Here is a 26,128-nt window from a genome sequence, read left to right as displayed (position 1 = left end):
TCAGTCTCAAGCCAGTTTGGCTTTTGCCTGCTCGGTCAGTGCAGCAAAGGCAACCTTGTCGTGCACCGCCAGATCCGCCAGGATCTTACGGTCGATTTCGATCGCTGCTTTCTTCAAGCCATTGATGAACTTGCTGTAAGACAGACCATTCACCCGGGCTTCGGCATTGATACGGGCAATCCACAGGGCGCGGAACTGACGCTTACGCTGACGACGGTCGCGATACGCATACTGTCCTGCCTTGATGACCGCTTGCTTGGCCACACGGAATACTCGTGAACGAGCACCGTAATAGCCTTTAGCCTGGTCCAGTACCTTCTTGTGGCGACGACGAGCCACTACACCACGTTTTACACGTGCCATATTTCTTTCCTCCTAATCCTGTTTTTCAGCCTGCTGCTTTTCAACAGCAAGGCCAGACCTTAAACGTAGGGCAGCATGCGCTTGATCAGCGCTACATCGGACTCAGCAATAAGCTGGGTACCGCGCAGATGACGCTTACGCTTGGTGCTCTTCTTGGTCAGGATGTGGCTGCGGAAAGACTGCTTGTGCTTAAAGCCGTTGGCCGTCTTCTTAAAGCGCTTTGCAGCGCCAGAGTTGCTCTTGATCTTAGGCATTTTCAATCTCCCGATCTACTTCCAATAACCGTGTCGCATCCCCGGTGATGTCTGGTAAACCCGACATCGGGAGCTAACGGTTGCCATGTCGTTCAGTGATACCGAGGCATCCTGAACCCCTTTAACAATGCTCTAACCAGCTAAAAGCCAGGTAGACCACCATAAAAAACGACGGCTCTAAGCCGTCGCCGCGCGCAGGATACCAGACCCTGCTGGAATAACCAGTCATGCAACCGATTATTCCTGTAAACGCCTTATTTCTTCTTGATCGGCGCCATCACCATGGTCAGCTGACGGCCTTCCATCTTGGGTCGCTGCTCAACCGTCGCCAGATGCTCAAGATCTGTCGCAACGCGAGCCAGCAATTCCATACCCAGTTCCTGGTGAGCCATTTCCCGGCCCCGGAACCGCAGGGTTACCTTGGTTTTGTCGCCATGCTCAAGAAAACGAGTCAGATTACGCAGCTTGACGTTGTAGTCACCAATATCGGTGTTCGGCCGGAATTTGACTTCCTTGACTTGCACCTGAACCTGGTTTTTCTTGGCCACTGCCTTGGCTTTCTTCTCTTCGTAGAGTTTTTTGCCGAGGTCCATGATCTTACAGACCACTGGATCGCCGTTCGAAATTTGCACCAGTTCCAGACCTTCCTGCTCAGCTTTCTGCAGGGCCTCTTGCAAGGGAACCACTCCGATTTGCTCACCGCCGGAACCGATCAGACGAACTTCGTCCGCCTTGATCTGATCATTTACGACATGACGGTTAGCCGCCGCTTTTGCACCTTTCGCGTTGCGTTTTATAACTCACTCTCCATTTCTACCAGACGGCCTTTTCGGGCGTTATCCGCGCTGAGTATCTCGATGAACGCGTCAATGGACATGACACCAAGATCTTTGCCCTCTCGGGTGCGGACCGCTACGGCCTCGTTTTCGACTTCCTTATCACCAATAACCAGTAAATAAGGAACTCGCTGAATTGTATGCTCGCGGATTTTAAAGCCGATCTTCTCATTTCTCAAGTCGGCTTTGGCCCTAAACCCTTCAGAAATCAAGCGATTTTGCACTTTTTGTACGAAATCGGCCTGCGCATCGGTGATGTTGCACACCATGGCCTGAACCGGTGCCAGCCAGGGTGGCATCGCCCCGGCGTGCTGCTCGATCAGGATGCCAATGAAGCGCTCAAAGCTACCCAGTGTCGCCCGGTGCAGCATAACCGGTGTCTGCCGGTCGCCATGTTCATCCACATATTGGGCGTCCAGACGACCCGGCATCGAGAAGTCGACCTGAATGGTACCACACTGCCACATCCGACCGAGACTGTCTTTCAGGGTGAACTCGACTTTCGGGCCATAAAAAGCCCCTTCGCCCGGCAACAGCGACCAGGGTTTGCCATAAGCATCCAGCGCCGAGGCCAGTGCCTGCTCGGCACGATCCCAGTCTTCATCGTTACCAACGCGTTTTTCAGGGCGAGTCGACAGCTTCAGAATGACTTCATCGAACCCGAAGTCGTAATAGACCTCGTTCAGCATCTCGATGAACTGAGCCACCTCTGACTGAATCTGGGATTCTGCGCAAAAAATGTGGCCATCGTCCTGGGTAAAGCCGCGCACCCGCATAATGCCATGCAAGGCACCGGAGGCTTCGTTACGGTGGCAGCTGCCGAACTCAGCCAGTCGCAACGGCAGGTCGCGGTAGCTTTTCAGGCCCTGATTGAACACCTGAATGTGGCAGGGGCAGTTCATCGGCTTGACGGCGTTATCCCGGGATTCACTGTGGGTGGTGAACATGTCGTCACCGAATTTGTCCCAGTGGCCCGACTTCTCCCACAACGACCGGTCAACGATCTGTGGCGTGCGAATTTCCTGGTAGCCATGCTCGCGCTGTTTCTGGCGCATGTACTGCTCGATCACCTGATACAGGGTCCAGCCGTTGGCGTGCCAGAACACCATGCCTGGCGCTTCTTCCTGCAAGTGAAACAGGTCGAGCTTTTTGCCGATCTTGCGATGGTCGCGTTTGGCTGCCTCTTCCAGAAAATGCAGATGCGCTTTCAGTTGCTTCTTGTCGGCCCAGGCCGTGCCGTAGATCCGCTGCAACTGGGCATTGTTGCTGTCGCCGCGCCAGTAGGCACCGGATACCCGCATCAGTTTGAAATGGTGACAGAACTTCATGTTCGGCACGTGCGGACCGCGGCACATGTCGACGTATTCTTCGTGGTGGTACAAGCCTGGCCGGTCATCCCGGGCGACGTTTTGCTCCAGAATCTCCAGCTTGTAGGGCTCATTGCGTGCCTTGAAAGCGTCTACCGCTTCCTGCCAGCTGACCTTGTGACGCACCACAGGGTAATTGGTCTTGGCCAATTCCAGCATGCGTTTTTCCAGCGCGACCAGATCGTCTTCGGTCAGCCGGTGCTCCATATCGATGTCGTAATAGAAGCCGTTTTCAATGGTCGGGCCGATCGCCATGCGCGCATCCGGCCACAGCTGCTTGACGGCATGGCCAAGCAAGTGAGCACAGGAGTGCCGGATAATTTCCAGACCGTCGTCGTCTTTTGGCGTAATAATCTCTACCGCAGCGTCGTTACTGACCACATCGACCAGATCAACACGGGCGCCATCAATACGGCCGGCTACGGCGTTTTTGGCAAGGCCAGGGCCGATGTCTTCGGCAATTTGCAGGATGCTGACGGGTTGTTCGAACGAGCGCTGGGAACCGTCTGGAAGGGTAATTACAGGCATTGTGGTGCTCCTTCAGTGGTGACCCCTACCATGGGCCACGTGTTGGATGTCAAAATCACCGATGGGTGAACAGGACACATACATTGAGTCAGACTGCTTGCCAGCATCACACCCGAACCTACCCCTACCAAGGGACCGTATTCGAGCGGGCGGCACGCGCCGCCAGCCAACCAACAGAGCATCGCAGTCTACCGGAAAGCGAACGCCGGTCATACCACTGACCCAACTGAAAATAAGGGGTTTGAGTAACATTCACCGGGTGCTTTTACCGAACATTGACCGGCCAGTGCACATTTACTTCACGATTGATGCGTAAAATCCGAGTCAATTACACAGCAGGAACTGTCAGAATGTGGAAGAAAGGCGTGGTCGTTGTGGCCCTGTTAGCGATTGGTTTTGCCGGCTATCGCTGGATGAATGCACCGGAAGAATCAACGGCCAGCGAGCAACGCCGGGGCAATGCTGCCATGTCAATGCGTGCTGGCATTACCGGGTCGCGCTGGGGACGCGACGGCGTGGACAGCTCGGCCATTCAGGTGGAAGCTCTGGCAGTATCCAGATCCACCCATGCGCCACAGATCCCCTTGCTGGGAACCGTTCAGGCAAAACGCCAGGAAACCATCACCGCCTCCCAGGAGGGCCGGGTCACTGACATTCTGGTCCGGTCCGGTGAGTCGGTCGCCGCCGGCCAGCCCCTGGTGCGGATGGAAGCCCGGGCCTTGGACTGGGCGCTGCGCCAGCAACAAGCCAACATCGACCAGCAACAAGCGGGCATTCGCATCGCCGAGCGTCAACATGAACGCAACCTCGAAGCACTGGCCATCGCCGAACGGGACCTTGCGCGCGAGCAAAACCTGCTGGAACAGGGTTTCTCCAACGAAACCAATGTCGCCGCTGCCCGGCAAACCTGGCGCAGCGCTGAACTGACCGTGGCCAACTACGACGATGAAGCCGCCCAGCGTCAATCGCAACTGGAACAGGCGCTGATAGCACTTGAACAGGTGCAAGACCAGCAGCAAGACCTTACCCCCACAGCGCCGTTCAGCGCCGATGTAGTGTCCATCGATACTGCGGTTCAGGTTCAGGTCGATGCCGGAGAAACCCTGCTCAGCCTGGTCGACCGGTCTTCGCTGTTTGTGCGCACCCAGGTCCCACTGCGGATTTATAGAAGCATCACCGGGACCGACATCGAGGCAACAGCCTGGTTGAACAATTCGCCCTACCCACTGACCCTCGATAACCTGGCCGCGACGTCCAACACCGGATCGGTGGACCTGACTCTGAACCTGCCAGAAAACATACCGGTGCTGATCAACGAAACACTGGAAATCAGTCTGACGTTGCCCGCTGTAGAGAGTTTTGCCATTCCTCAGGATGCCGTTTACTACGGCGACCAGATTTACCAGATTATCGATGGCGTGTTGCACGCCCTGCCCATCCGCATACTTGGTTACCAGCAACGCGATGGCGAGCAATGGGCTCTGATTGACAGTGAAACGCTGGATACCGAAGCCGCCATTCTGACTACCCGGCTGTCACAGCCGACCAACGGCACTCCGGTAACCGTTATCGAACCAGGCAACACAGCCGCCATCAGCAGCGGAGATAGCAACTGATGAACGGTTTCTACGCCAAACTGCTCGATCATCGCCTTGCAGCCAACCTGTTAATGATGGTCGTGATCGGTGCCGGTATCTGGGGGTTACAACAGGTCCGTTCGCAGCTGTTTCCCGATACCGAACTGCCCATCGTACGCGCCAGTATCGACTGGCCGAACGCCGACGCCGAGGCGGTACGCACCGGCATCGCCGAACCGCTGGATCGCGCCATACAGGATTCCCAACGGTTCGATTTTGTGCGCTCAACGGCGCGCGAGGGTGGCGTCAGCCTGTTCGCCCGAGTATCCGACAACTACACCGCCGCTGAAGGCCTGACCGCCCTGGAAGAAGCCATCGATGGGCTGAATTTGCCCGACGGGGCCGAGGTAGATGACGTTGAAGCCATCGAGATTACCGAACCCGTCGCCAGTGTACTGATTTACGGCGACGTGCAGCGCAGTGAGCTCACGGCACTCGGCTATGAAGCCCGGCAATCGTTACTGAACCGGGGCATGGCGACGGTTGAACTGGATGGTGTGCCCGGCCGTGAACGGCTGATCACCATTGACCTTGCCGCCCTGAACTCGCTCGGCATAACACTGGACACCCTGGCCAGCCGCCTAAGCACCCAATTTGCTGTCTCCACCGCTGGCTCAGTCACGGTCGGCCAAAACACCACAGCGCTGGTCACCGACGCCCACGACTGGACCGTCTCTGATTTGCAAGATGCCATTGTTTCCCGGAATGCGGACGGTGGTGTGGTGCGTCTATCACAAGTGGCCAGCGTGGAAGAGCGGTTCGACACCGCCGACATTCTACGTTACCAGGGCATGCCTGCGATTAAGCTCGAGATCGAACGCGTCGCCGGCGAAGATACCCTGGAAAACGCGGAGCTGCTTGAGCAGTGGATGGACGACTTCGCACTGGAGCTGCCCTATGGCGTTGGTTTTCACGCCTACAACGAGGTCTGGCGCGTAGTGGAAGCTCAGTTGAACCTGGTGCTGACCAACGGCATCGGCGGCATGATTCTGGTCATACTGGTGTTGTTTGTTTTCCTGCGCACCCGCCTGGCCGTCTGGGTCGCGGCGGGTATTCCCATTTCGTTCATGGGTACTCTGGCGTTTATGGGGTATACCGACACCACCATTAACACCATCAGCCTGTTCGGGTTCATCATCGCCATTGGCATTATCGTCGACGATGCCATTGTGGTGGCCGAAGACACGGCAGCACTCGAATCCGAAGGGCTGGCCCCCAGGGAAGCCGCCAAAACTGCAGCCCTGCGTATGATGCCCGCCGTGGTGGCGTCGAGCCTGACGACCATTGCCGCTTTTTTACCGCTGATGCTGATCGGCGGCAGCTTTGGCAACTTTCTGATCGACATTCCCATCGTCGTCACCGCCGCCATTGTCGCCTCGCTGATCGAGTGTTTCATCATTTTGCCCGGCCACCTGGGCCACCACAAACGCATGCGTGAACCCAGTGCCTGGCGGGCGGGGTTTGACACAGCCTTCGGAAAATTCCGCGACGGCCCCTTTCGCACCCTGGTAGCCTTGTCGATCCGCAATGGCGCCGTCTTTATCGCGGCGCTGGCAATGATCAGCCTGATCGCACTGGGGGCAGTCACCAGCGGCAAAATTGCGTTCGAGGCATCGCCGTCCCTGGACCAACCGACCATGAGCATCTCGCTCGACCTGCTCGATGGCACCAGCCTCGCAGAGGCAGAACAGGCACTGGATGAACTTGAAGCCGTGGTTCAGTCCATCAACTCAGACGTCGGTGGCGGCCTGATCGATACCCTGGTGCATGAATACAACCAGCTCGATGAACCCAGTCGCGCCGAATTGAACATTTCGCTGACCAGTGACACCGACCGGCCACTAACCAACGCTCAGATCCTGCAACGTGTTCAGCAGAACTATGAACTGCCCGCCGTAGTACGCAGCTTTTCCACAGGTAGGTCGTTTCGGGGCCCGGGCGGTGGCGGTGACCTGTCGATTCGGCTGGAAGGCAACGACATAGACGAGTTAAAAGAAGCGTCCCTGTTGCTGCAGGCACAACTGCAAACGCTGTCGGATCTCAGCGACGTAACCGATGACCTGCCCTTCGACGCCCAGCAATACCAGCTGACGCGAACCCGCGCCGCCGAAGCCGCGGCCATTGAAATCAGCGATGTGGCGCGCCAGGTCTCGTCACAACTGTCCGGCCTCAACCTGTACACAGTAGAAACCGGTTTCGAACAAATTCCAGTTCGGCTGCAACTGGAAGACCGGCAACGCGAAAGCGAAAGCTGGTTGCAATCGTTGCCGATTCAGGTGAGCGACGGCAGTACTCTGCCACTGGGCAGCCTGGTTGATTTTTCCTATCAAAAGGGGCTCGACCGCATCAGTGCCCGCAACGGTGTCCTGTCGGTTACTGTCTCCGGCAGTTATAGCGGCGATCAGTTATCGGATCTGTATGGCGTGCTGGAGGCTGACATCATGCCGATGGTCACTTCGCAGTTCCCGGTTGATTACGCCATCGAAGGCCAGGCAGAAGAACTGGATGCGTTTTTTAGCGACACTCTGATCTCTGTGTTGATATCCATCATTCTCATCTACTTTATTCTGGCCTGGGTGTTCGAATCCTGGCTCTGGCCTTTTGCGGTGCTGATCACTGTGCCCTTCGGGTTGATTGGTGCGGTTGCCGGCCACTGGATCATGGACATGCCGCTGTCGACCATTTCCATATTCGGACTGATCGGCCTCTCCGGCATTGTCATTAACGATTCGATTATTCTGGTGGCCGTATTCCGGCGACTGCACGCCCAGGGGCAGTCGTTATATGAGGCCACCGTGGCCGCGGCAACATCGCGCCTGCGTCCGGTGATCCTAACGTCCATCACCACCATGGCTGGCCTGTCACCGCTGCTGTTTGAAACCAGCATCGATGCCGCATTGCTCAAACCCATCGCTGTCGGTCTGGTGTTTGGTCTGGGCTTTGGCACCCTGCTGATATTGCTGATGGTGCCGGTACTGCTTTACAAGATCGGGCAGCTCACCGACTGGGCCGGCCGCCGCAACGACGATCCGCCCTCAACCCGGGCAGTCAATGTCTGACACGGTGCTTACCGATCCAGCTCCGCCTGAGCCAACTGCCCGGTTTGCACTTGCCACTGGGACCAGTAAGCGCCCTCGCCCGTCAGCAAACTGGCGTGGGTGCCCTGCTCCACAATGCGGCCGTGTTCGAGCACCACGATCTGGTCGGCATGCACAATGGTCGACAGGCGGTGCGCGATCATAATAACGGTACGGTCTTCCGCGATGTGGGCGAGTGACCGTTGTATCGCGGCTTCGGTTTCATTGTCGACCGCGCTGGTCGCTTCATCCAGCACCAGCACCGCCGGGTCTTTTAACAGAGCCCGCGCCAGCGATAAACGCTGACGCTGACCGCCCGAGAGTTTGACGCCCCGTTCACCCACCTGGGTATTGAACCGGTCGGGCAGTCGCTCAATGAATTCCAGCGCTTCCGCTGTTTTGGCAGCGGCCTGAATGTCTTCGAGGCTGGCATCGGGGCGGCCATAGGCAATGTTGTCGGCGATTGTGCCATCGAACAGGAACACATCCTGACTGACCAGGCCAATGTGGGTGCGCAGGTCGCGCAGTGACAGTTGTTGAATGGGAATGCCGTCGAGTTCGATCTGCCCTTCGCGCGGTTCGTAAAAGCGCAGCAGCAATTTCATCAGCGTCGATTTACCCGACCCGGTTGCCCCAACCAGCGCCAGGGTTTTACCCGCTGGCACCTCAATGCTGACGTCATGTACGCCGGCGCCACTCTGACCGTACTCGAAGGACACCTGCTTGAACTGAACCCGGCCCACCACCGGGCTTTTAAACACCTGATCGCCATCATCCGGCACCGTTACTTCGGTGTGAATCAGCACCAGAATACGCCGGGTGCTGGCCATGGCGCGCTCGAACAAATCAATGGTTTGGGCCAGTTCAGTCAGGGGCCACAACAGACGCTGGGTCAGAAACACCAGTACGCCGTAGGCACCCACACCGAGCACACCGTTCAACACCTGAAAGCCACCGACGACAAAGGTAAACAGAAACCCGGTTAAAATGGCCATGCGGATAATTGGAATAAACGCTGAACTGATGGCAATGGCACGACGGTTTGCTTCGGCATAGGCATCGCTGTCGGCACGAATCTGCTTGGCTTCCCGCTCTTCGGCAGTAAAGGATTTGATGGTCGCCATGCCGCCAATATTGTTGCTCAGGCGGGTCGCCAGCACACCGACCCGTTCACGCACATCCGCATACAGGGGCATGGCCCTTTTCTGGAAGTAGAACGCCCCCCAGATGATCAGTGGAATCGGTGTGAACGCCAGAAACGCAATGAGCGGCGACAGCACGAAAAAAACCGCACCGACAGCGACAACGGTTACCAACACCTGAATAATATCGTTAGCGCCGCCGTCGAGAAACCGTTCCAGCTGGTTGACGTCGTCGTTCAAAACCGAAATCAATTGCCCACTGCTGCGCGATTCAAAGAAACTCATGTCCTGTCTTTGAATGTGTTCATAGGCATCCTGGCGAATGTCAGCTTGAAGGTGCTGCGCGAGATTGCGCCACAGAATCATGTACAGATACTCGAACAGGGATTCCCCGGCCCAGATCACGAACGTCAGCACCGCCAGCGCAATAATCTGCGACTGGGGTGTGACCAGGCCAAGCTGGGCGACAAAACTGGCTTCCTGATTCACCACCACATCAATGGCGATACCGATCAGAATTTCCGGTGCAATATCAAACAGTTTGTTCAGCGCTGAACATACCGTAGCGGCAATGATGCGACGCCGGTAACCGCGCGCGTATTTCAACAGCCGTATCAGAGATTGAAAACTGGTTGCCGGTGCAGTAAACGTCATGTGCTTCCTTAACAATTAAGTCGATGCCTGCTGAATGCGAGCGATGGAATCTTTCTCTTCAATCGGCCAGTGTAACCAGGCGGCTATAAGACCGAGTACGATACCGGCAATCCAGATGCCGTCGTAACTCTGATAATTTTTATACAGCCAACCGCCCAACCAAACACCGCTGAAACTACCAACCTGATGGCTGAAAAACACGACACCGTACAAAAAGGTCATGTAGCGCGTACCGAACAGGACAGCGACCAGGCCCGACGTCGGCGGTACCGTCGCCAACCACAGGAAGCCCATGGTGGCACTGAACACCAGTATGGTCACCAGCGACACCGGAATCAGCAGAAAAGCGGTAATGGCCACTACACGCCCCAGATAAATAAACGCCAGAATGGTTCGTTTGGGGCGCAGGCTGCTTTGTACACCAGCGACGTAGGCACCCACCACATTGCACAGTCCAATCAGACTGATACTCCAGGCGCCGACCTTGGCATCAAAGCCAAGGTCAACCACATAGCCCGGCATGTGTACGGTAATAAAGGCAACGTGAAAACCACAAACGAAAAAGCCCAGCACCAGCAAGGTATAGGAACGCACCTTCAAAGCCCGCTTGAGAATGGTCCAGAGCGAGGCGTCGATCTTGGGGCTAGAGTTGTCGTTGGCACCCCCGTAGGGAGCCAGCGGCAACGCCAGTACAGCCATGATGAACGCAGAGGCGCTCAGCCATTGCAAGGCACGGAACCAGCCAGCCAGATCAACCAGTTCCTGCATCAGCGGCACCACCAGAAACTGACCAAAACTGCCGGCTGCGGTACCAACCCCCAGCGCCCAGCCCCGACGGTCTTCCGGAACGGCGCGCGCCAGCGCTGGCAGCACAATGCCAAAGGCTGTACCCGCCACACCGGCCCCCACCAATAGCCCGGCGGTGGAGATCATGGCCAGTTCAGTGGTCGAGTACGACATGCCCCACATGCCCGCGGCGTAACACACTACGCCGGCCAGCAGCACCTTAAGATTGCCAAACCGGTCGGCCAGGCCGCCGGCAAAAATGGCTATCACACCCCAGGCGAGATTCTGCACCGCCAGCGCCAGTGACAACACATCACGGCCCCAGCCCCGTGCCTCCGAAATGGGCTGCATAAAGAGCCCAAACCCGGCCCGATACCCGAACGACAACATCAACAGCAAACACGCACTGATCAGTACCGGCAACACCGGCATCAAACGACCTTTCATGACACGTCTCCGACAGGCACCAGACTGGCAGATGGAAAGAAAACAGGCCCGGAACAATACTCCGACCCGGGAAGGAGAACAACGTTCAGAACGCTTCATCCCAGTGCGAATAGCGTCGTGAAAAAGCCGCCTCAGGCCTTCAAGCCCCGATGATGGCAAGAAGAAAGACCGCGCTCCAGTGGATTGCTGGAGCGCTACTTAATCGATATAGTCACCTGCCCGTCAGCGTATTTCCGGAGTAAACGACCTGACCCGGTGTCTCCCCTGTTATTGGAGTGAAGCATGACCGACCGCCGCCGCTTGATTCTTATCTGTCTGTGCTTCATTGCCTTCATTTCACTGGGCTTGCCCGATGGCTTGCTGGGCGTTGCCTGGCCCGGTATCCGGGCTGATTTCGAGCAGCCTCTGGATGCCCTGGGCTGGCTACTGGTGGCGACCACCGCCGGCTATATGATCAGCAGCTTTTTCAGTGGAGCGGTCAGTCGCTTTTTCGGCATTGGTCGACTGCTGGCCATCAGTTGCACCCTCACAGGCGCTGCCTTGCTGGCGTTTACGCTGGTTCCATTCTGGGCCGCTTTCGTGATTCTAGGCACTTTGGTAGGCGTGGGCGCCGGGGCTATCGATGCCGGCCTGAATACCTACGTTGCCGAGCATTACAGCGAGCGGCTGATGCAGTGGTTGCACGCCAGTTTTGGGGTCGGCATCACGCTGGGTCCGCTGATCATGACCGTCATGCTGAACCTCACCGGGCAGTGGTCGCCCGGCTATTGGCTGGTCGGCAGTGCCCAGATATTTCTGGGAATCTGTTTCTTCGTCTCTGCCAGGCTGTGGGAAACACCAGCACCTATCAAAGCTGAGCCCAGCCTGACCGAAGATGCCGGTAAAGTCGCCCTGACACACCCGGCAACAGACGCTGAACCTGCTCCGATGAAAGCGCCCGCCAGTTTTGCCTCCTCACTGGCAACACCAGCGGTCTGGCTGAGCATGGGGCTGTTTTTCGCCTATACCGGGCTGGAGCTGACGCTGGGGCTGTGGGGGTATTCACTGTTGACCGAATCACGCGGGGTAGAAGCCGCCGCCGCAGGTCTGTGGATCGCCATTTACTGGGGTATGTTTACGCTCGGTCGTATGGTCGCCGGTGTGTTTGCCAATCGCCTGGGCAACCACCGACTGGTCACGTACAGCCTGATACTGGCGCTGGCCGGTGCGGTTCTGCTCGCCTGGAACCCGGTGGCCTGGGTGGGTTTAATGGCCATAGGTGTGGTCGGCTTTGCCTTCGCCCCGGTGTTTCCCGGCCTGGTGTCCGGCACGCGTTTGCGGGTTGGCGAGACCCATCTGGCGAACACCATGGGCATGCAGATCGCGGCAGCAGGCATTGGCGCTGCCTGCCTACCTGCCCTGGCGGGCGTAATGGCCGACCGCCTATCGCTGGAAGTTGTGCCGGCCTTTCTGATGGTCTTTATCGTCGTGCTGAGTCTGTTATACGGCGCCTCCCGGCGTCTCGGGCGGCACCAGATCGGCATCGACCCGATTGATCACTGACGTTTTACTGCCCGAGAGCTTGATGACCGGCGTCTGCAGCATCAATGAATTCGGAAAAGTCATTAAATCGCCTTTATCATGGCGGATCATGACATGAAAGGAAGAGATCTCCTCAATTTCACCGGTTAGATCAAAATCGGCATTGAGAATCCGTACCCGGTCGCCAATCCGATAAGGAAACTGGAAAAAGATGATCATGCTGGCAGTCAGATTGCTCAGAATGGACCATTGCGCAAACATGGCAATGCCGATGACCGCAAACAGCGACGACAGGAATACAGTAAGCTCGCCGTATTCAATGCCAAACGTCAGCCCCACGGCAATCAGGTAACTGACGGCATGTACCGTACGCAGCAGCTTGCGCACCAGCGCTTTGCGCTGTACCGGTACATCCTTGGTTTCGACCCAGCGCCGAATGAAGTAATTGAGGAACTTGTGAGTGACGAAAAAACCGATTAACAAAGCCAGAAAAACCGCGTATTGCCAGGACACTCGCGAAGACTCCTTGACCGAAAGATAAGAGTTTACGACCTTCAGACCCGATATCGGGTGCCTCAGGCCCGTGAATTGCTTACACTTTACCGCAAATCATCAGTACGTCGAGAGATAGGCTTTGACTCAGCAACCACAGCGCGGCGGATTTTTCAGCAATCTGCTGTTCAACATTATTATCCCCGTCGTGATACTCAGCAAATTCAGCGGGCCAGAGCGGCTCGGCCCGGCCTGGAGCATCGTTGTCGCCCTGGCCTTCCCTATCGGCTATGGCCTCTGGGAAATGCGCCAGACCGGTAAACTGAACGCCATGTCGGTCATTGGCGTGATCAGTGTGTTTCTGACTGGCGGTATCAGCCTGCTGCAACTGGACCCGAAGTACATTGCCATCAAGGAAGCCGCCATTCCCGGCTTGCTTGGCCTGGCCGTGCTGATCAGCCAGAAAACTCGCTGGCCACTGGTGCGCACGCTTATTTTCAACGCTCAGCTGATTGCCATAGATCGCGTCAATCAGGCGCTCGACCAGCGCGGCACCCAACAGCAACTTGAACAAAGCCTGTCGCTGGTTTCTTACATTGTGGCCGCCTCCTTCTTTTTGTCATCCGTACTGAATTATGTGCTGGCCAGAATAATCCTGGTCAGCCCGCCGGGAACCACGGCATTCAGCGAAGAGTTGGGGAAAATGACCGCCCTGAGTTATCCGGTCATCGCGCTGCCCAGCACCGTTGTGCTCATGGCTGCTATCTTTTTTCTGCTCTACCGGCTCAAGAAACTGACCGGACTGGATCTCGAGTCTTTGCTGGTTGAACAAAACTCAGCCAAAGACAACGACAAAGAAGCGACAGAGACCAAATAATCGCGGTAACAGGCATAAAAAAGGCGGGGAATCCCCGCCTTGAGCGTATCGATTGTATGAGCGGCACTTACGGGTCAGCCATCTACCGGTAACAGCACCTCCTGGCTCACTATCCCCTGACTCACTATACGTCGGTGGATAAACCCCCCGATACGGATCTATCAGTGCAAGGTCGCACTGCCGACAACGCCGGCGCGACCGTACTCCTGTGTTGCTTCCTGGACAGCGCGGAATCGCTCGATTTCGAGGTCCGCCGGGCCACCATTCTGCAAATGAAAATCGTACAGAGTGCTGATCAACGTTGATAACACGTCGTTGTTGTTCAACAACCCTTCTTCAATGCCCGAGGCCGACAGGATATCGGCAATAGGCTCCAGGTTAGCTTGCAATTCGCCCTCTTCATCACGACTTATTTCCAGGGCGCCGAAATCAAACGATTCAGAAACGATCAGCTCGAACTGTCTTACATCATTCATAGCCTTACCTCGCTCTTAAGAGCCTCGATCGGAAGCAGCGTGCAGAACCACCCGAGGCTCTCAGGGTGGCTGCGTGGATAGACCGATTGCGAACGCAATCAACTACACCATACTAGAAAGCGGCGCATCCTCCAAATAACGGGGCCTGGAGCCCTATAACCCCAGCTCTCTGCACCCTTCACAACCCAGCGGATCATGGTTCACCCGCCGTTCAGCCAGTGGGGTCTAGACTGAACCCAACTGTCTGCCTATGGAGTTGCTTCATGATACTAACCCGCTTGCCAAACGCCTGGCGCCTGGCTGCTTGCCTGCTACTGGTGGCTAGCGTCAACGCCGGCGACACCGGCATCACCACGACACCGGCCGAATCGACGATCGACACCCGGCGGGCAGAAACGCAATCGACACACCGGCTTATCGGCCGGGTCTTTCAGTGGCAATACAGCCTTGACGAGAACGGTACACGGGTGCAGCCGGACACCCCGGGCCGGTATTTGCTCCGTTTCAACAGCGAGGGGCGAATCAGCCTGAAAGCTGACTGCAATAACTATGCGGCTTCCGTTCGGTTAACCGACACTGTTTTTTCGACCGGACCCATGATCGGCACACGTGCCCTGTGCCCAAAAGGCAGCCTGGAGAGACCCTACGTTAACGCCATTGAATCGGCCGCACAGTGGTCGTTCGACGGTGAACAGCTGATGCTCAGACAACCGCATGACGGTGGTGTAAGTGTTTTTATCGCTGTATCCGAGGATGAAAGCGAGGGAAATTAGGCCCTTACGGCCAATGCAATAATAAAAAAGGGCCCGTGCAGGGCCCTTGAAACAGCGGTTGATCCAGTCTCTACTGGCGAACCAGATCCACCAGCACCGTCCCCAGATTTCCAGGGTTCGAGCCGTCGGTTCCAAGACTGAAAGAGCCGTAATAGCGCTCGCCAGCAACCGAGTCTGGCAGGTTGAAGCCCAGGTCCACGCTGAAGGTTTCACCCGCCGGTACAGTGACTGGCACATCCACAGTGAGGTTACCCTCATCGCCAGTCACAGCGGCGGTGTGAATCGTCAGTGCCTGGGGCTCGGTATGCCCCGCTTCCCAGTTCTGCACGACCACCCACAGAGTGCCCGCTGGCGGGTTCTCAATATTGATGTACTCAAGCGCTGACCCGGTGGCAGCATAGTCGATCAGGCTTCCAAAGCCTGGGGTATCGCCAGAGCCAACAAAGACATCCAGATCACCGGACTCCGAAGCAGACACCTCTGCCACAAAACGCGTGGCGTTTTCGGGTACCTCAAGGGTGAAGAAGAAGGTGCCATCAACCGCAGGATCAAACCCGTCGAAGGGGTTGTCGTTGGTTGGATCTGACACCAGAGCGGCCTCCGTGGCGGTCGATTGGGCCAGACCGGTCATGCTGACCTCGGCCGAGCTGATTTCCACCGCTTTCAACCCATCGAGGCTGACGACATCACTGGCCAGCGGCGCGGTGATGGTAATGGCACCGGGCAAATTACTAAGCGCGGGTTGAATCGCAACCGGGAAATGGACATCGGGCACATGACGGGTCAGCGACTGAAGCCCCAGTTGGGCAAATTGCCACTCACCGACCGGAGCGTCCGATGCATCCGCTTCAATGGTCAATACCTGACTTTCGCCCGGAGCCAGTCGGAACCGTTCCGGCGAAACGGTAAGTCCAGGCTGTCGCTGGGTTCGCCAGTGTGTGCTCTGGTTCGATACGTTGGTTACCGTGCGAGTCCACTGGCAGTTCACCACACACCGAGCCTGCCCGAGTCCGGTCAGGTTCAGCACCGACGGCTCGCCTCCAACAAACGGATCGGCGGCCAGAAAGGCATCGAGTTGCTCATCGAGAACCAGGGCCGCCTGAGCGGCTCGGGGCAAATCGATGCGGCCGCCACCCATGTCAAACGGGTCGGCCTGGCGAGTTCCATCCTCTTTGAGATGCTCTTTAACGGCGGTTGTCATCATTGCAGACTGAATCTGCATCGGTGACCAGTCCGGGTGCAAGGCGGTCAGCAAAGCACCCGCGCCGGCTATGTGCGGGCTCGACATCGAGGTACCCTGAATGACATTGTAATCCTGCTCCGCATCGCTGTAGCCTTCGTGAAAGGCCGCAAAAATGGCTCTGCCCGGTGCGGTGATGTTGGGCTTAACCACACTGGGCACTGAAGGGTTTGCCCCTCGCGAACTGAAATAGGCCAGTACATCGGCCGTTTCCGGTTCATACACCATCTCGGTGCCGGTCAGTCGGCCCTGGTGTCCATTCCCCGAGGCCAGCCACTCCCGCAACTGGGTTGCATCGGTGAAGGTGATGTGGGTCGCGGGCAAGGCATGTGAATCGGTCTCCAGATAGCCCGACCCATCGGGAGTGGTGGGTTCCCTCGTGAGAATCATGGCACCGCCACCATTGGCAGCAACATGCTCGCCCTTGGCCACCCGGCCGATTTCACCCGCCTCGCACAGAACGATCTCTCCATCGAACCGGCCGCTGAACTCATCGGCCAGACACAGGGGGTTGCCGTAGTCGGCCGCGTCGATGATGGGTGCCGGGCCGTACCCCGGTGAAATACCCTGCCCCACAACCTCTACCGGCGGCGGCTCCAGCCCACCGCTCAGATCCACCAGGGTGTTTTTGTAGAATAAGGGGTGTGCGCTGGCTGCAACCGAGGTGACCCAGGGTGCATCGGCCGGGTTACCCAGGGTCGCGAAATCCGGCCCGGAATTACCCGCTGAGGTGGCCACAAATATACCGGCGTCCATCGCGGCCAGAAAAGCCAGGGAATCCGGATCGCCCCAGGGGTCGGAAGCCCCGCCGCCAATGGAGTAGTTGATCACATCGACACCGTCGGCGATGGCCTGGTTGATTGCGAACAGAATGGCACTCAGGTAACACCCGGCCTCTGCGCACACGCTATAGGCAACCACATTGGCGCGCGGCGCCACCCCGGCAATATGCTTGGTCAGAGTTAAACCGGTGGGGGCCGTAACCCTTGCGTTGTACACCAGGTTCCCGGCTGCGGTTCCGGCTGTATGAGAACCGTGACCGTCGGTATCGCGCGGGCTGCCTTCGTTGATCAGCTCATATCCCCAGGCGCCGATCAACTTGTCGTTACAGGGAAAGTCGGGATCGAACACTCCGGAATCCGGATCACAGACACCCAGATACCCGCTTTTCGGGTTGCGGTGCCGGTAGCCGTCGCCATCGACCTCGGAGAAAGAATCACTGACCGGATTGATGCCGGTATCAATAATACCGACCACCACGCCTTCGCCGCGGGTACCGGCCTGGCCTGCCACACCGCGCCAGACTTCAGGGGCACCAATCCAGGCAAACCCGCCTTCCCAGAGACACCCGGCCAGGCCCAGAGTGGCCAGCAAGGAGGCGGTCAGTCCATGCCGGCGATTCAGTCGCCCGGTTGCCAGCGCCCAGACCAGCGTTGCCAGCACCAGACTCAGTGCGACCACCACAGACCACCACAGCCAGGCTGTAGAACCGGCGTCACCTGCATTGGGCAAGGCATAACCGGAGGCATCGCTGGGTGTTCGTGTCAGTTGTCGCAGTTCATCTTTGTGAATGCTGCGAATGCCCGGCACGCTTGCCAGTTGGCTGGCTTCAGTTTCGGTTAATTCCACCACCACCGCGTTGACGGCCAGGTGAAACTGGTCAATGACCTCAACCGAACGACCCAGGCGCAGGGAGATTTGCTGCAGCAACTTGGCCTGCTGAGACTCCAGGTACTGCCCGTAGGCCCTCACTTCGGGAGTATGCACATCCAGCGAAGCTCGGCCTTCCGGGCTGGTCGCCTGGTAGCCTGATACTTCACCGCGATACCGCGCCACGGCAGCGGCATCCCCGGTGATGATGTATCGGTTCATGGGTGCGGCAAAGCGGCTGAATGGCTGAATGCCTGCTGCATTGTCCGATGCTGACGGGGGTGTTTTTTCCAGCACATTTCGCTGGCCTGAGAGGTTGCGTTCGGAAATTTCAGATTCGGCCAGGGCAGTTGCCGCGACCAGTGACAGGCAGAGCCCCGCTATCACTGCATACAGCGAGGCCCCAGACCATCTGCGACTGTGCCGCAGGGTAAATTGAGACAGGGTCATGTCAGTTCCTTGTTTGTCGAAGTTGAGAAACACGGAGCCCTTCCAGGTACACCGCATTCACAGGCCTGGAGACAACATGACCCAGCCATGCGCTGCCCTGGCTCCCTTTCGGGAACCAGATCAGTCGCGCGCTGAAGCGCCACCTTCCGACAAAACGCCTGCATCCTTGCCCGATTTACGCAACAATCCGTCAATGAATTGAAGACAGGCCGTAAAACGGATGCTTCAGGCACGCTAGCAGCTCGCGGGGTGTTGCGGAAACCTTAGTGGTGAAACTGAGACCGAATTAGCACAATCATTCGTCGGGTAATTTGTAAAGAGGTGCTTACAGAGAGGATTGATGACGCCTGTTAAAAAGCGGCGCCACCAGCAAACGGTCAAAATTGGCAGGACGTTCGCATCGGCTCAATGACCTCGGTAAAACCGGTCATATCAAACACCGCCGTGATGGCACTGTAGTTATAGGGTGTGGTTCGAAACACCAGAGTGGCATTACCCGCCTCGGTTTCAGCCTCAAGTTGGTTGACCAGCTCGATCTTGGAAAACCCCGATGCGGCGCCGGGGAAAATAGTGCGCTCACGGAAACGATCGGTTTGCCAGGTTCCGGTGACCGATTCGCCCTGGCCAATACGGGTAGTCACCTCAGGCTCAGTGCTGGGCAGGAACTCCCCCCAATTGAGGACGAGCTGGAAATCGCCGGGCTGGGTTGAATCGCAGGTAAGCTCCAGTTCGATCGGGTTGCGCCGACGGTTCAGACCACGATCCGACCGCAGGAACACCGAATGCTCGGTTTGCCCGGTGATGGGATCAGAGTTTGATTCATAATCGAACTTGCCAATGTCACGCGTTACATTCTGCGCCTCGGCCTGCACCTGCTCAGCGTCATCGTAACACTGGTAGCGTTGCTGCTGGTCCGTCAATGAACGGCATTCCTGAATGGATTCGGCAAAGGTTTCAGCCTGGCTAACGGTTGCGATTGTCAGGCCGCCGGTAGCCAGACCCAGAATGAGGGCGGTCTTGTACGAATACGATACACCAACGGTCATGTGTGCGTGAAACTCCTGTTCTTTGGCATTGTACGACTGATATTACAACCTGAGGTGGGCTGCCCTGACGCTTAGTGCATAAAACGGCGTCTGTGGCACACTGACTGGCCAGCAGCCAGAGGCCCATCATGCCCGAGGGCCACTAAAAGCGAAACCGCCGTTTAGCCAGGCATCACTTTAAAGGCCTGTAACCCACGCTGGCGCTGGCGACCCTGGCGGTGCGATTCATTCAAACAGGATTCTACGAACCCCAGATGCGTTTGCGAAGCCTGCTGCGCTGCCACAGCGTCACCACTCATAATAGCCTCAAGTAACCGCTGGTGCTGCTCCAGCAAACGATCGGCGGTATCCCCCTTCCCGGCAATCTGAAAAACACTCTCGGCAATGGACGATGCCAGCACTTTGAACAACGCCTTCATGTTGTGCAACAAGACCGCATTGTGACTTGCCTCGGCGATCGCCAGGTGAAATTCAGCATCGGCTCTTGCCTGCTCTGCTGCGTTGCCTGCCTGATGGCTCCGCTCCAGTTCGGCCACACAGGCCCGAAGCCGGTGACGGTCTGCATCTGTCGCCCGCAAGGCAGCGTACCAGGCAGCCATGCCTTCCAGAGCGTTCCGATATTCCAGAATATCGTACTGGTAGTCTTTATCGGTACTGAGCAAGGCCAGTAACGGATCACTGAAACCATCGCCTAAGTGCTGGCACACGCGGTGTCCACCGCCCTGTCGACTCTCCAGCCAGCCCCGAGCGGCCAGGGTACCCAGCGCCTGTCGCAGCGTCGGGCGAGATACACCCAGCTTAACGGCCAGTTCGCGCTCGGGTGGTAACTGACTTCCCACCGGGTATTGCCCTTCGGTGATGGCTTTTTCCACCACACGGGCAACCTGGTCTGACATTCGCTCTGCTTTCATGACACCCCGCTCACTTGACTGGCCCTCGCATGGCGGATTGACAGCCCTGTGAAGTCAGCCTATTCTCACTGGAAACACTTGGTAAATTGGTATTACCAATTAATAGAGCATCGTACCCCAGGCAAGGCAAGCGATGCAACCGTGCACCCCTTTTTAACGCCGAGGTTTCGATGTCACAGCCCGTTCTGCTCTACCCGAGCAAACCCGAGAAGGTCTATTTGTTTGGCACTTGCCTGGTCGACCTGTTTTATCCGGAAGCCGGTCTTGCCGGGGTCGACCTGCTGGAGCGGGAAGGCATTGAGGTGATCTACCCCCAGGATCAAACCTGTTGCGGTCAGCCGGCCTATACCTCGGGTCGCAGCGACGAAGCCCGGGCAGTGGCCCAAGCCCAGCTGGATTTGTTTCCCGGAGACTGGCCGGTCGTCGTTCCCTCTGGCTCCTGCGCCGGCATGATGCGACATCAGTACCCTAAGCTGTTCGAGGGGACGGACGATGCCGACAAAGCCCGCAAGCTGGCAGCCCGAGTCTGGGATCTGGCCGATTTTCTGGTGAATGTCTGTCAGATCAAACTGACCGATACCGGTGAGCCCGTCACCATCGCCCTGCATACTTCCTGCTCATCGCGGCGGGAAATGGGCGTTGCCGACAGCGGCCCGGCCCTCCTGCAGCAATTGAACAATGTCACCCTGGTCGAGCCGGCCAAGGTGACCGAATGTTGCGGATTCGGCGGCTCCTTTGCAGTGCGCCACGCCGATATTTCCGGTGCCATGGCTAACGATAAGGTAGCGGCTTTGTCGCAGACCGGTTGCGACCGCTTTCTAAGCACCGATTGCGGATGTTTAATGAACCTTACCGGCGTCGCCGAAAAACAAAAGACGGGGCTGGCCGGTGAACATTTGCTGAGCTTTCTGTGGCACCGCACTCAATCAAACCGGGAGGCGTAACCGATGACTGAAACCCGGCACGACATCGCGCATCAGGGTCACAACAGCGCCATCAATTTTCAGCCTCAGGTTAAATCTGCACTGGCCAACCGCCAGTTGCGTGGCAACTTTGATAAAGCCATGACCGGCCTGATGCACAAGCGCAGCAGCGCCTTTGCCGACTGGGATCTGGACGCACTGCGGGATCTGGGCCAAGCCATTCGGCAGCGGGCACTGCGGCAGTTGCCCGACTTGCTGGAACAACTGGAGCGCCAGTGCCAGGCCAACGGCATTCAGGTGCACTGGGCCCGCGATGGCGACGAAGCCTGCCGGGTTATCACCGAGATTTGCCAGCAACGCCAGGCGAAAACGGTGATCAAGGGCAAGTCGATGGTGACCGAAGAGATGGAACTGAACGCCCATCTGGAGCAACGCGGTTACAGCGTGCTCGAATCGGACCTTGGCGAATACATTGTGCAAATGGCCCGCGAGATGCCGTCGCACATCATCATGCCGGCGATTCACAAGAACACCGCTGAAATTGCCGAACTGATGCACACCATGACCGGTGTCGAGCGGCGCGAAGATGCCCATTACCTGACCGACCAGGCCCGACAGCAATTGCGTGAGAAGTTCATGCAGGCTGACGTAGGCATCTCCGGTGTCAATTTCGCCGTTGCCGACAGCGGCACACTCTGTCTGGTCGAGAACGAAGGCAACGGTCGCCTGACCACCACCACACCGCCCTGTCACATCGCCGTAACCGGCATCGAAAAAGTGGTTCCCAGCCTGACCGATGTCGCGCCTTTGCTGAGCTTGCTGACCCGCTCTGCCACCGGCCAGTCCATCACCACCTACGTCAACATGATCAGCCGGCCGCGTCAGCCGGATGAAAAAGACGGTCCGGAAGCCGTGCATCTGGTGCTGGTCGATAACGGCCGCTCCGATATTTACCAGGACGACGAACTGGCCCAGACCCTACAGTGTATTCGCTGCGGCGCCTGCATGAACCATTGCCCGGTCTATACGCGCATAGGTGGCCATGCCTACGGCACCACCTACCCGGGGCCCATTGGTCAGGTACTGATGCCGCAATTACTGGGGCTGGAGCAAACGCCGGACTTTGCCAGCGCCTCATCACTGTGCGGTTCCTGCGGAGAAGTGTGTCCGGTGCGTATTCCGCTGCCCAGTCTGCTGTTGCGGCTGCGTCGCGAAGCCGTCGACGGCGACAAGACGCGCCACTCAACTGTACCCGGCCACGGCAGCAAACGATCTGGACTGGAGTCACTGATCTGGACTTTCTGGCGCATCGTGCACCGTCACCCGTTGCTCTATCGTCAGTCAACGCGCCTGGCCAGTCAGCTCAGGGCACTGAGCCCGAAACGACTGGGCGGCTGGACCCGCTACCGCAGTGCGCCAAAACTGGCCAAAACCACCCTGCACAGCGCCATGAACGCCCGCTCCGGGAGGCAAAAACCATGACCCCCTCTGCCCGCCAAACCATTTTGAGCCGACTGCGTGAGCGCAAACCGCTTCCTGCAGCGAGCCAGCCAGATTTTACCGTTATGGAACAACGTCGCTGGTCGCTGGAAGACGGCATCGAACGATTCATAGCCCAGCAAGCGGCAGTGCATGGCGAGGTTCACAGGGTGAACCGGGCCGAACTGAGCCACGCTGTATTGGCACGACTGACGCAGGCAAGCGCTCAACGGGTATTGATCGCACCCGGAAAGCCCTTGCATCACGAATTGACCAGCAACGCGCCCGACCTTCAATTCCACGGGTACGATCAGCCCGTTGAAGCCTGGCAAAGCGAGCTGTTTCACCAGACCGATGCCGCCATCACGGGCTGCTATGCGGGCCTGGCCGATACCGGCTCACTGGTCGTCATTCCCAGCCCCACCGAACCCAGGCTGATGACTCTGGCACCGCCCCTGCATATTGCCATCCTGCCGGTCAGCCGACTGTTCAGCAGCTGGTACCAACTGATCACGGAGGAAGACTGGACAGGCCCGATGCCGACCAATACTCTGCTGATTTCCGGGCCCTCCAAGACAGCGGACATCGAGCAAACGCTCGTCTACGGTGCCCACGGCCCCAAGGCGTTAACGGTTTTTCTGGTCGATGGTTGATGACAAACGGCTAATCTTGAAGGAACGCTGGCCGATAACGCTCCTATACTGCTTTTGGCCAGCTAATTCAGGAATCCGACTTTTATGCGCAACAATCAACCCGTCACTGATCGCGAATATGTCCTGGCGGACGACCAACAACTGATTTCCTCGACTGACCGGAAAGGCCGTATTCAACATTGCAATCAGGCGTTTGTTGATGCCAGCGGTTTTTCCCGTGACGAATTGATTGGGCAGCCGCACAACCTGATCCGCCACCCCGATATGCCACCGGCCGCCTTTGAGAACATGTGGACCTACCTCAAGGCCGGCAGCCCCTGGATGGGCCTGGTGAAGAACCGGCGTAAAGACGGCGGGTATTACTGGGTCAACGCCTATGTGACGCCCATCACCAAAGGTGGCGAGGTGGTCGGTTATGAGTCAGTCCGGGTAAAACCCCAGCGCGAAGACATCGACCGGGCGTTTCGCATATATCAGCGCATCAACGCTGGCAAATCAGGCATCGCCCCGCTTCGCCGATTCCGGGATGCGGCTGTTGCTCTGGGCCCTGCCGCAATATTAATTGCTGCGATGATTGCTCTGGGAGCCTACAGCGGGCAATGGCTGGCGGCACTGTCCGGTGCCGTCGCCGTCGGCGCCGCGTCGCTCTATGGCCGCCAGGTCCAGAAGCAATCACTGGCAACCGTTGCCGGTAAACTGGAAGGCCGCTTCAACGATGCGCTGATCGCCAGCACCTATTCCGATACATCGCTGTCGCTGGCCCAGGTGGAACTTGCCGCCAGTGTCACCAGTGCGCATCTCAACACCGTCCTGACCCGCATTGACGACGCCGCGCGTCAGGTCTTTCAGCAATCGCAAAAGGCGCACGAACTGGCGGGCCAGTCCGAACATGCCATCGACGAACTGCAAAGCGAAACCACCCAGATTGCGGCAGCCATCAATGAGATGACAGCAACCATTCATGAAGTGTCGGGTAATGTGCAGGTTACCGCCAACGAAGCCGATACCGCTCATGACCTGGCCGAAAAAGGCACCCGCACTGTTCAGCAGACGCGCGACGAAATACAACAGCTGGCGCAAGCCGTGCAGTCGATCGGCGCCACGGTCAGCGAAGTGGTCGCCCAGACCGATTCAATCTCCAAGGCGGCCGAGCTAATTCAGAGTGTGACCGACCAGACCAATCTTCTGGCACTGAACGCGGCGATTGAAGCTGCACGCGCCGGCGAACACGGCCGGGGATTTGCCGTCGTAGCCGATGAAGTACGCTCACTGGCCGTTCGTACCACCGAAACCACTCAACAGATCCAGAACATCATCGACAACCTGAAATCAAAAACCGGCGAAGCTGAATCGGCTGCAGACGCTGGCCGGCATATTGCCGAGCAGGGTGTGGCGCGAGTGGAAGAAGCCGACCAGGCGCTGCATGAGATTGCCAGCGCGGTCAGCCGCATTACCGAAATGACGCACCAGATGGCCACCTCCATCGAGGAACAGAGCCAGGTGTCTGAAGAGATCAACCAGCAACTGACCCGCATCAGCGGCCTGGCCGATCACAGCCTCGATCAGGCCCACAGCTCGGTCAGCGGTGCCCAGGCAATGAACGATCTGTCGACCGAGTTGCATGAACTGGTGGAATTGTTCAGACAGTAGCCCTTAAAACAAGCCGTTGTAACTGACGCCCCAGACCAGAAACACCCGGTTCAACGCGCCGGTATCCCGCACCAGCGGGCTATCGGCAGCGTCGCCCTGGTATTGGTTAACCGACGTCAGCCAAATCGTCGACCAGCGTTCCGTATGCTGATAGGAGGCGATCAGGCTGAGACTCAGATTCTTTAAACCCGCTCCGGGCTGGTACGCTCCAACACCGGTATCGGGCGTTGCCTCCACACCGAAAAACGTCTCCATATGAGCTTCGGTTCCCCACTGACTGCCGAGTGAGCCGATCAGTGTCAATTGTTCCGTCACCGGGCTTACCCAGCCTACTGAGGGTGCAACAATGGCCGTCTCATGGCCGCCCGGCAAGGTCGTCACCAGATCCGCCGAAGCCGTCAGCACACCGGGCAAAGGCACGCCAATCACCCGCCAGGGAATGCCTGAGCCAATAGTGACGCCGATCTCTGCAGAGGCGGGAATGTCGGACTGCTGCTGATATTTCGCCGGCAGTTCATCGCTCTCCCGCCCCCCGGAATATCGCACCAGCGGCCCGAGGCTCAGCGCCCGGGAAGGCACCAGGTCAGCCGCAAGACCCGGGCCCCGGGTAGCCAGCCGGTAACCTTCGTACTCGACCGAAAAACTCGGCGCCGGCAGCGCTCGCCAGCCTTGCCCATAGGGTTGTTCACTGGCCGCCACCCCAAGCCCCAGGCTAAAGGCGTTATCCGCCAGGCTCAGGCCAGAGACCCCGAAACACCCCAAAACAACCAACACCTTTGCGGCCATGCGCATCGTTCACGGTTTCCTTATTCGATTGTCGACTGAATCCGGACGGCAATCACCAGGCGGGGACGCTGCGTCCAGATTGCCTGAAGTCCGGGCATTAATCCCACACT

22 protein-coding genes are annotated in these 26,128 nt (G+C 57.8%); 10 read left to right on the top strand and 12 right to left on the bottom strand.

What is annotated here, in order from left to right:
- Positions 1-6: 6 nt before the first annotated feature.
- The 4 genes from rplT to thrS form a co-directional block, all read right to left on the bottom strand.
- On the bottom strand, positions 7-363 hold the full coding sequence (rplT, locus tag ABJT94_RS09675; protein WP_127555127.1) for a 50S ribosomal protein L20: 357 nt from the start codon (positions 361-363) through the stop codon (positions 7-9).
- A 59-nt stretch (positions 364-422) separates the two neighbouring features.
- Positions 423-617, bottom strand: coding sequence for a 50S ribosomal protein L35 (gene rpmI / locus ABJT94_RS09670; protein ID WP_028669579.1), 195 nt, complete (start codon positions 615-617; stop codon positions 423-425).
- A 254-nt stretch (positions 618-871) separates the two neighbouring features.
- On the bottom strand, positions 872-1,414 hold the full coding sequence (gene infC, locus ABJT94_RS09665; RefSeq protein ID WP_127555125.1) for a translation initiation factor IF-3: 543 nt from the start codon (positions 1,412-1,414) through the stop codon (positions 872-874).
- Positions 1,411-3,348 carry a threonine--tRNA ligase gene (gene thrS, locus ABJT94_RS09660; protein ID WP_348475538.1) on the bottom strand — a complete coding sequence of 646 codons (1,938 nt, stop codon included), beginning with the start codon at positions 3,346-3,348 and terminating at the stop codon, positions 1,411-1,413. The genes infC and thrS overlap by 4 nt, the downstream gene beginning before the upstream one ends.
- A gap of 350 nt (positions 3,349-3,698) precedes the next feature.
- Between thrS and ABJT94_RS09655 the strand changes: the two genes are divergently transcribed.
- Both ABJT94_RS09655 and ABJT94_RS09650 read left to right on the top strand, forming a co-directional pair.
- Positions 3,699-4,964 (top strand): HlyD family efflux transporter periplasmic adaptor subunit, encoded by a 1,266-nt coding sequence (locus tag ABJT94_RS09655; RefSeq protein ID WP_348475539.1) that lies wholly within the window; start codon positions 3,699-3,701, stop codon positions 4,962-4,964.
- Entirely contained in the window at positions 4,964-8,044 is a 3,081-nt protein-coding gene (locus tag ABJT94_RS09650) for an efflux RND transporter permease subunit (RefSeq protein ID WP_348475540.1), read from the top strand. Before ABJT94_RS09655 ends, ABJT94_RS09650 begins: the two co-directional genes overlap by 1 nt.
- A gap of 8 nt (positions 8,045-8,052) precedes the next feature.
- Here ABJT94_RS09650 and ABJT94_RS09645 read toward each other — a convergent pair whose 3' ends face one another.
- Both ABJT94_RS09645 and ABJT94_RS09640 read right to left on the bottom strand, forming a co-directional pair.
- Positions 8,053-9,858, bottom strand: coding sequence for an ABC transporter ATP-binding protein (locus ABJT94_RS09645; RefSeq protein ID WP_348475541.1), 1,806 nt, complete (start codon positions 9,856-9,858; stop codon positions 8,053-8,055).
- Positions 9,859-9,873: 15 nt separating this feature from the next.
- On the bottom strand, positions 9,874-11,091 hold the full coding sequence (locus ABJT94_RS09640; protein ID WP_348475542.1) for an MFS transporter: 1,218 nt from the start codon (positions 11,089-11,091) through the stop codon (positions 9,874-9,876).
- A gap of 282 nt (positions 11,092-11,373) precedes the next feature.
- Here ABJT94_RS09640 and ABJT94_RS09635 point away from each other — a divergent pair, with 282 nt between their 5' ends.
- Positions 11,374-12,633 carry an MFS transporter gene (locus tag ABJT94_RS09635; RefSeq protein ID WP_348475543.1) on the top strand — a complete coding sequence of 420 codons (1,260 nt, stop codon included), beginning with the start codon at positions 11,374-11,376 and terminating at the stop codon, positions 12,631-12,633.
- Here the strand turns inward: ABJT94_RS09635 and ABJT94_RS09630 are convergent.
- Complete coding sequence (locus ABJT94_RS09630; protein WP_348475544.1) at positions 12,571-13,125, bottom strand: mechanosensitive ion channel family protein; 555 nt, start codon at positions 13,123-13,125, stop codon at positions 12,571-12,573. The genes ABJT94_RS09635 and ABJT94_RS09630 overlap by 63 nt on opposite strands.
- A gap of 121 nt (positions 13,126-13,246) precedes the next feature.
- On the opposite strand from ABJT94_RS09630, the gene ABJT94_RS09625 reads away from it, so the two are divergent.
- On the top strand, positions 13,247-13,981 hold the full coding sequence (locus tag ABJT94_RS09625) for a VC0807 family protein (protein WP_348475545.1): 735 nt from the start codon (positions 13,247-13,249) through the stop codon (positions 13,979-13,981).
- A gap of 161 nt (positions 13,982-14,142) precedes the next feature.
- Here the strand turns inward: ABJT94_RS09625 and ABJT94_RS09620 are convergent, their stop codons facing one another.
- The gene (locus ABJT94_RS09620) at positions 14,143-14,457 is read right to left on the bottom strand and encodes a hypothetical protein (RefSeq protein ID WP_028669587.1); all 315 of its coding nucleotides are present in this window, start codon (positions 14,455-14,457) and stop codon (positions 14,143-14,145) included.
- 263 nt (positions 14,458-14,720) lie between these two features.
- Here ABJT94_RS09620 and ABJT94_RS09615 point away from each other — a divergent pair, with 263 nt between their 5' ends.
- Entirely contained in the window at positions 14,721-15,230 is a 510-nt protein-coding gene (locus tag ABJT94_RS09615; protein ID WP_348475546.1) for an META domain-containing protein, read from the top strand.
- Between the two features lie 70 nt (positions 15,231-15,300).
- Here the strand turns inward: ABJT94_RS09615 and ABJT94_RS09610 are convergent, their stop codons facing one another.
- Positions 15,301-18,570, bottom strand: coding sequence for a S8 family serine peptidase (locus ABJT94_RS09610; RefSeq protein ID WP_348475547.1), 3,270 nt, complete (start codon positions 18,568-18,570; stop codon positions 15,301-15,303).
- Between the two features lie 76 nt (positions 18,571-18,646).
- Between ABJT94_RS09610 and ABJT94_RS09605 the strand changes: the two genes are divergently transcribed.
- Positions 18,647-18,772 carry a hypothetical protein gene (locus tag ABJT94_RS09605; RefSeq protein WP_348475548.1) on the top strand — a complete coding sequence of 42 codons (126 nt, stop codon included), beginning with the start codon at positions 18,647-18,649 and terminating at the stop codon, positions 18,770-18,772.
- 175 nt (positions 18,773-18,947) lie between these two features.
- Here the strand turns inward: ABJT94_RS09605 and ABJT94_RS09600 are convergent, their stop codons facing one another.
- Positions 18,948-19,616 (bottom strand): hypothetical protein, encoded by a 669-nt coding sequence (locus tag ABJT94_RS09600; protein ID WP_348475549.1) that lies wholly within the window; start codon positions 19,614-19,616, stop codon positions 18,948-18,950.
- Positions 19,617-19,777: 161 nt separating this feature from the next.
- Complete coding sequence (locus ABJT94_RS09595; RefSeq protein WP_348475550.1) at positions 19,778-20,527, bottom strand: FCD domain-containing protein; 750 nt, start codon at positions 20,525-20,527, stop codon at positions 19,778-19,780.
- Between the two features lie 170 nt (positions 20,528-20,697).
- Between ABJT94_RS09595 and ABJT94_RS09590 the strand changes: the two genes are divergently transcribed.
- From ABJT94_RS09590 to ABJT94_RS09575, 4 genes are all read left to right on the top strand, one after another.
- Positions 20,698-21,471, top strand: a complete 774-nt coding sequence (locus ABJT94_RS09590) for a (Fe-S)-binding protein (RefSeq protein ID WP_348475551.1) — start codon at positions 20,698-20,700, stop codon at positions 21,469-21,471.
- A 3-nt stretch (positions 21,472-21,474) separates the two neighbouring features.
- Positions 21,475-22,932 (top strand): LutB/LldF family L-lactate oxidation iron-sulfur protein, encoded by a 1,458-nt coding sequence (locus ABJT94_RS09585; protein ID WP_348475552.1) that lies wholly within the window; start codon positions 21,475-21,477, stop codon positions 22,930-22,932.
- Positions 22,929-23,582 carry a lactate utilization protein C gene (locus ABJT94_RS09580; protein WP_348475553.1) on the top strand — a complete coding sequence of 218 codons (654 nt, stop codon included), beginning with the start codon at positions 22,929-22,931 and terminating at the stop codon, positions 23,580-23,582. Before ABJT94_RS09585 ends, ABJT94_RS09580 begins: the two co-directional genes overlap by 4 nt.
- 84 nt (positions 23,583-23,666) lie before the next feature.
- Entirely contained in the window at positions 23,667-25,232 is a 1,566-nt protein-coding gene (locus ABJT94_RS09575) for a PAS domain-containing methyl-accepting chemotaxis protein (protein ID WP_348475554.1), read from the top strand.
- A gap of 3 nt (positions 25,233-25,235) precedes the next feature.
- On the opposite strand, the gene ABJT94_RS09570 is transcribed toward ABJT94_RS09575, so the two are convergent.
- On the bottom strand, positions 25,236-26,024 hold the full coding sequence (locus tag ABJT94_RS09570; protein WP_348475555.1) for a MipA/OmpV family protein: 789 nt from the start codon (positions 26,022-26,024) through the stop codon (positions 25,236-25,238).
- Positions 26,025-26,128: the final 104 nt, after the last annotated feature.

Origin of the sequence: Saccharospirillum sp. (assembly GCF_039982735.1) — a bacterium.
In the GTDB taxonomy this organism is placed as follows: Bacteria; Pseudomonadota; Gammaproteobacteria; order Pseudomonadales; family Natronospirillaceae; genus Saccharospirillum.
The sequence above is the reverse complement of the archived record's forward strand: the minus strand, read 5'-3'. Positions and strand labels throughout refer to the sequence as shown.

Bases quoted from the DNA above. Each gene is read 5' to 3' on its own strand.
- rplT (WP_127555127.1), bottom strand. From the start codon at position 363: ATGGCACGTGTAAAACGTGGTGTAGTGGCTCGTCGTCGCCACAAGAAG.
- rpmI (WP_028669579.1), bottom strand. From the start codon at position 617: ATGCCTAAGATCAAGAGCAACTCTGGCGCTGCAAAGCGCTTTAAGAAG.
- thrS (WP_348475538.1), bottom strand. From the start codon at position 3,348: ATGCCTGTAATTACCCTTCCAGACGGTTCCCAGCGCTCGTTCGAACAA.
- ABJT94_RS09655 (WP_348475539.1), top strand. From the start codon at position 3,699: ATGTGGAAGAAAGGCGTGGTCGTTGTGGCCCTGTTAGCGATTGGTTTT.
- ABJT94_RS09650 (WP_348475540.1), top strand. From the start codon at position 4,964: ATGAACGGTTTCTACGCCAAACTGCTCGATCATCGCCTTGCAGCCAAC.
- ABJT94_RS09645 (WP_348475541.1), bottom strand. From the start codon at position 9,858: ATGACGTTTACTGCACCGGCAACCAGTTTTCAATCTCTGATACGGCTG.
- ABJT94_RS09640 (WP_348475542.1), bottom strand. From the start codon at position 11,091: ATGAAAGGTCGTTTGATGCCGGTGTTGCCGGTACTGATCAGTGCGTGT.
- ABJT94_RS09635 (WP_348475543.1), top strand. From the start codon at position 11,374: ATGACCGACCGCCGCCGCTTGATTCTTATCTGTCTGTGCTTCATTGCC.
- ABJT94_RS09620 (WP_028669587.1), bottom strand. From the start codon at position 14,457: ATGAATGATGTAAGACAGTTCGAGCTGATCGTTTCTGAATCGTTTGAT.
- ABJT94_RS09615 (WP_348475546.1), top strand. From the start codon at position 14,721: ATGATACTAACCCGCTTGCCAAACGCCTGGCGCCTGGCTGCTTGCCTG.
- ABJT94_RS09610 (WP_348475547.1), bottom strand. From the start codon at position 18,570: ATGACCCTGTCTCAATTTACCCTGCGGCACAGTCGCAGATGGTCTGGG.
- ABJT94_RS09605 (WP_348475548.1), top strand. From the start codon at position 18,647: ATGACCCAGCCATGCGCTGCCCTGGCTCCCTTTCGGGAACCAGATCAG.
- ABJT94_RS09600 (WP_348475549.1), bottom strand. From the start codon at position 19,616: ATGACCGTTGGTGTATCGTATTCGTACAAGACCGCCCTCATTCTGGGT.
- ABJT94_RS09595 (WP_348475550.1), bottom strand. From the start codon at position 20,527: ATGAAAGCAGAGCGAATGTCAGACCAGGTTGCCCGTGTGGTGGAAAAA.
- ABJT94_RS09590 (WP_348475551.1), top strand. From the start codon at position 20,698: ATGTCACAGCCCGTTCTGCTCTACCCGAGCAAACCCGAGAAGGTCTAT.
- ABJT94_RS09585 (WP_348475552.1), top strand. From the start codon at position 21,475: ATGACTGAAACCCGGCACGACATCGCGCATCAGGGTCACAACAGCGCC.
- ABJT94_RS09580 (WP_348475553.1), top strand. From the start codon at position 22,929: ATGACCCCCTCTGCCCGCCAAACCATTTTGAGCCGACTGCGTGAGCGC.
- ABJT94_RS09575 (WP_348475554.1), top strand. From the start codon at position 23,667: ATGCGCAACAATCAACCCGTCACTGATCGCGAATATGTCCTGGCGGAC.
- ABJT94_RS09570 (WP_348475555.1), bottom strand. From the start codon at position 26,024: ATGCGCATGGCCGCAAAGGTGTTGGTTGTTTTGGGGTGTTTCGGGGTC.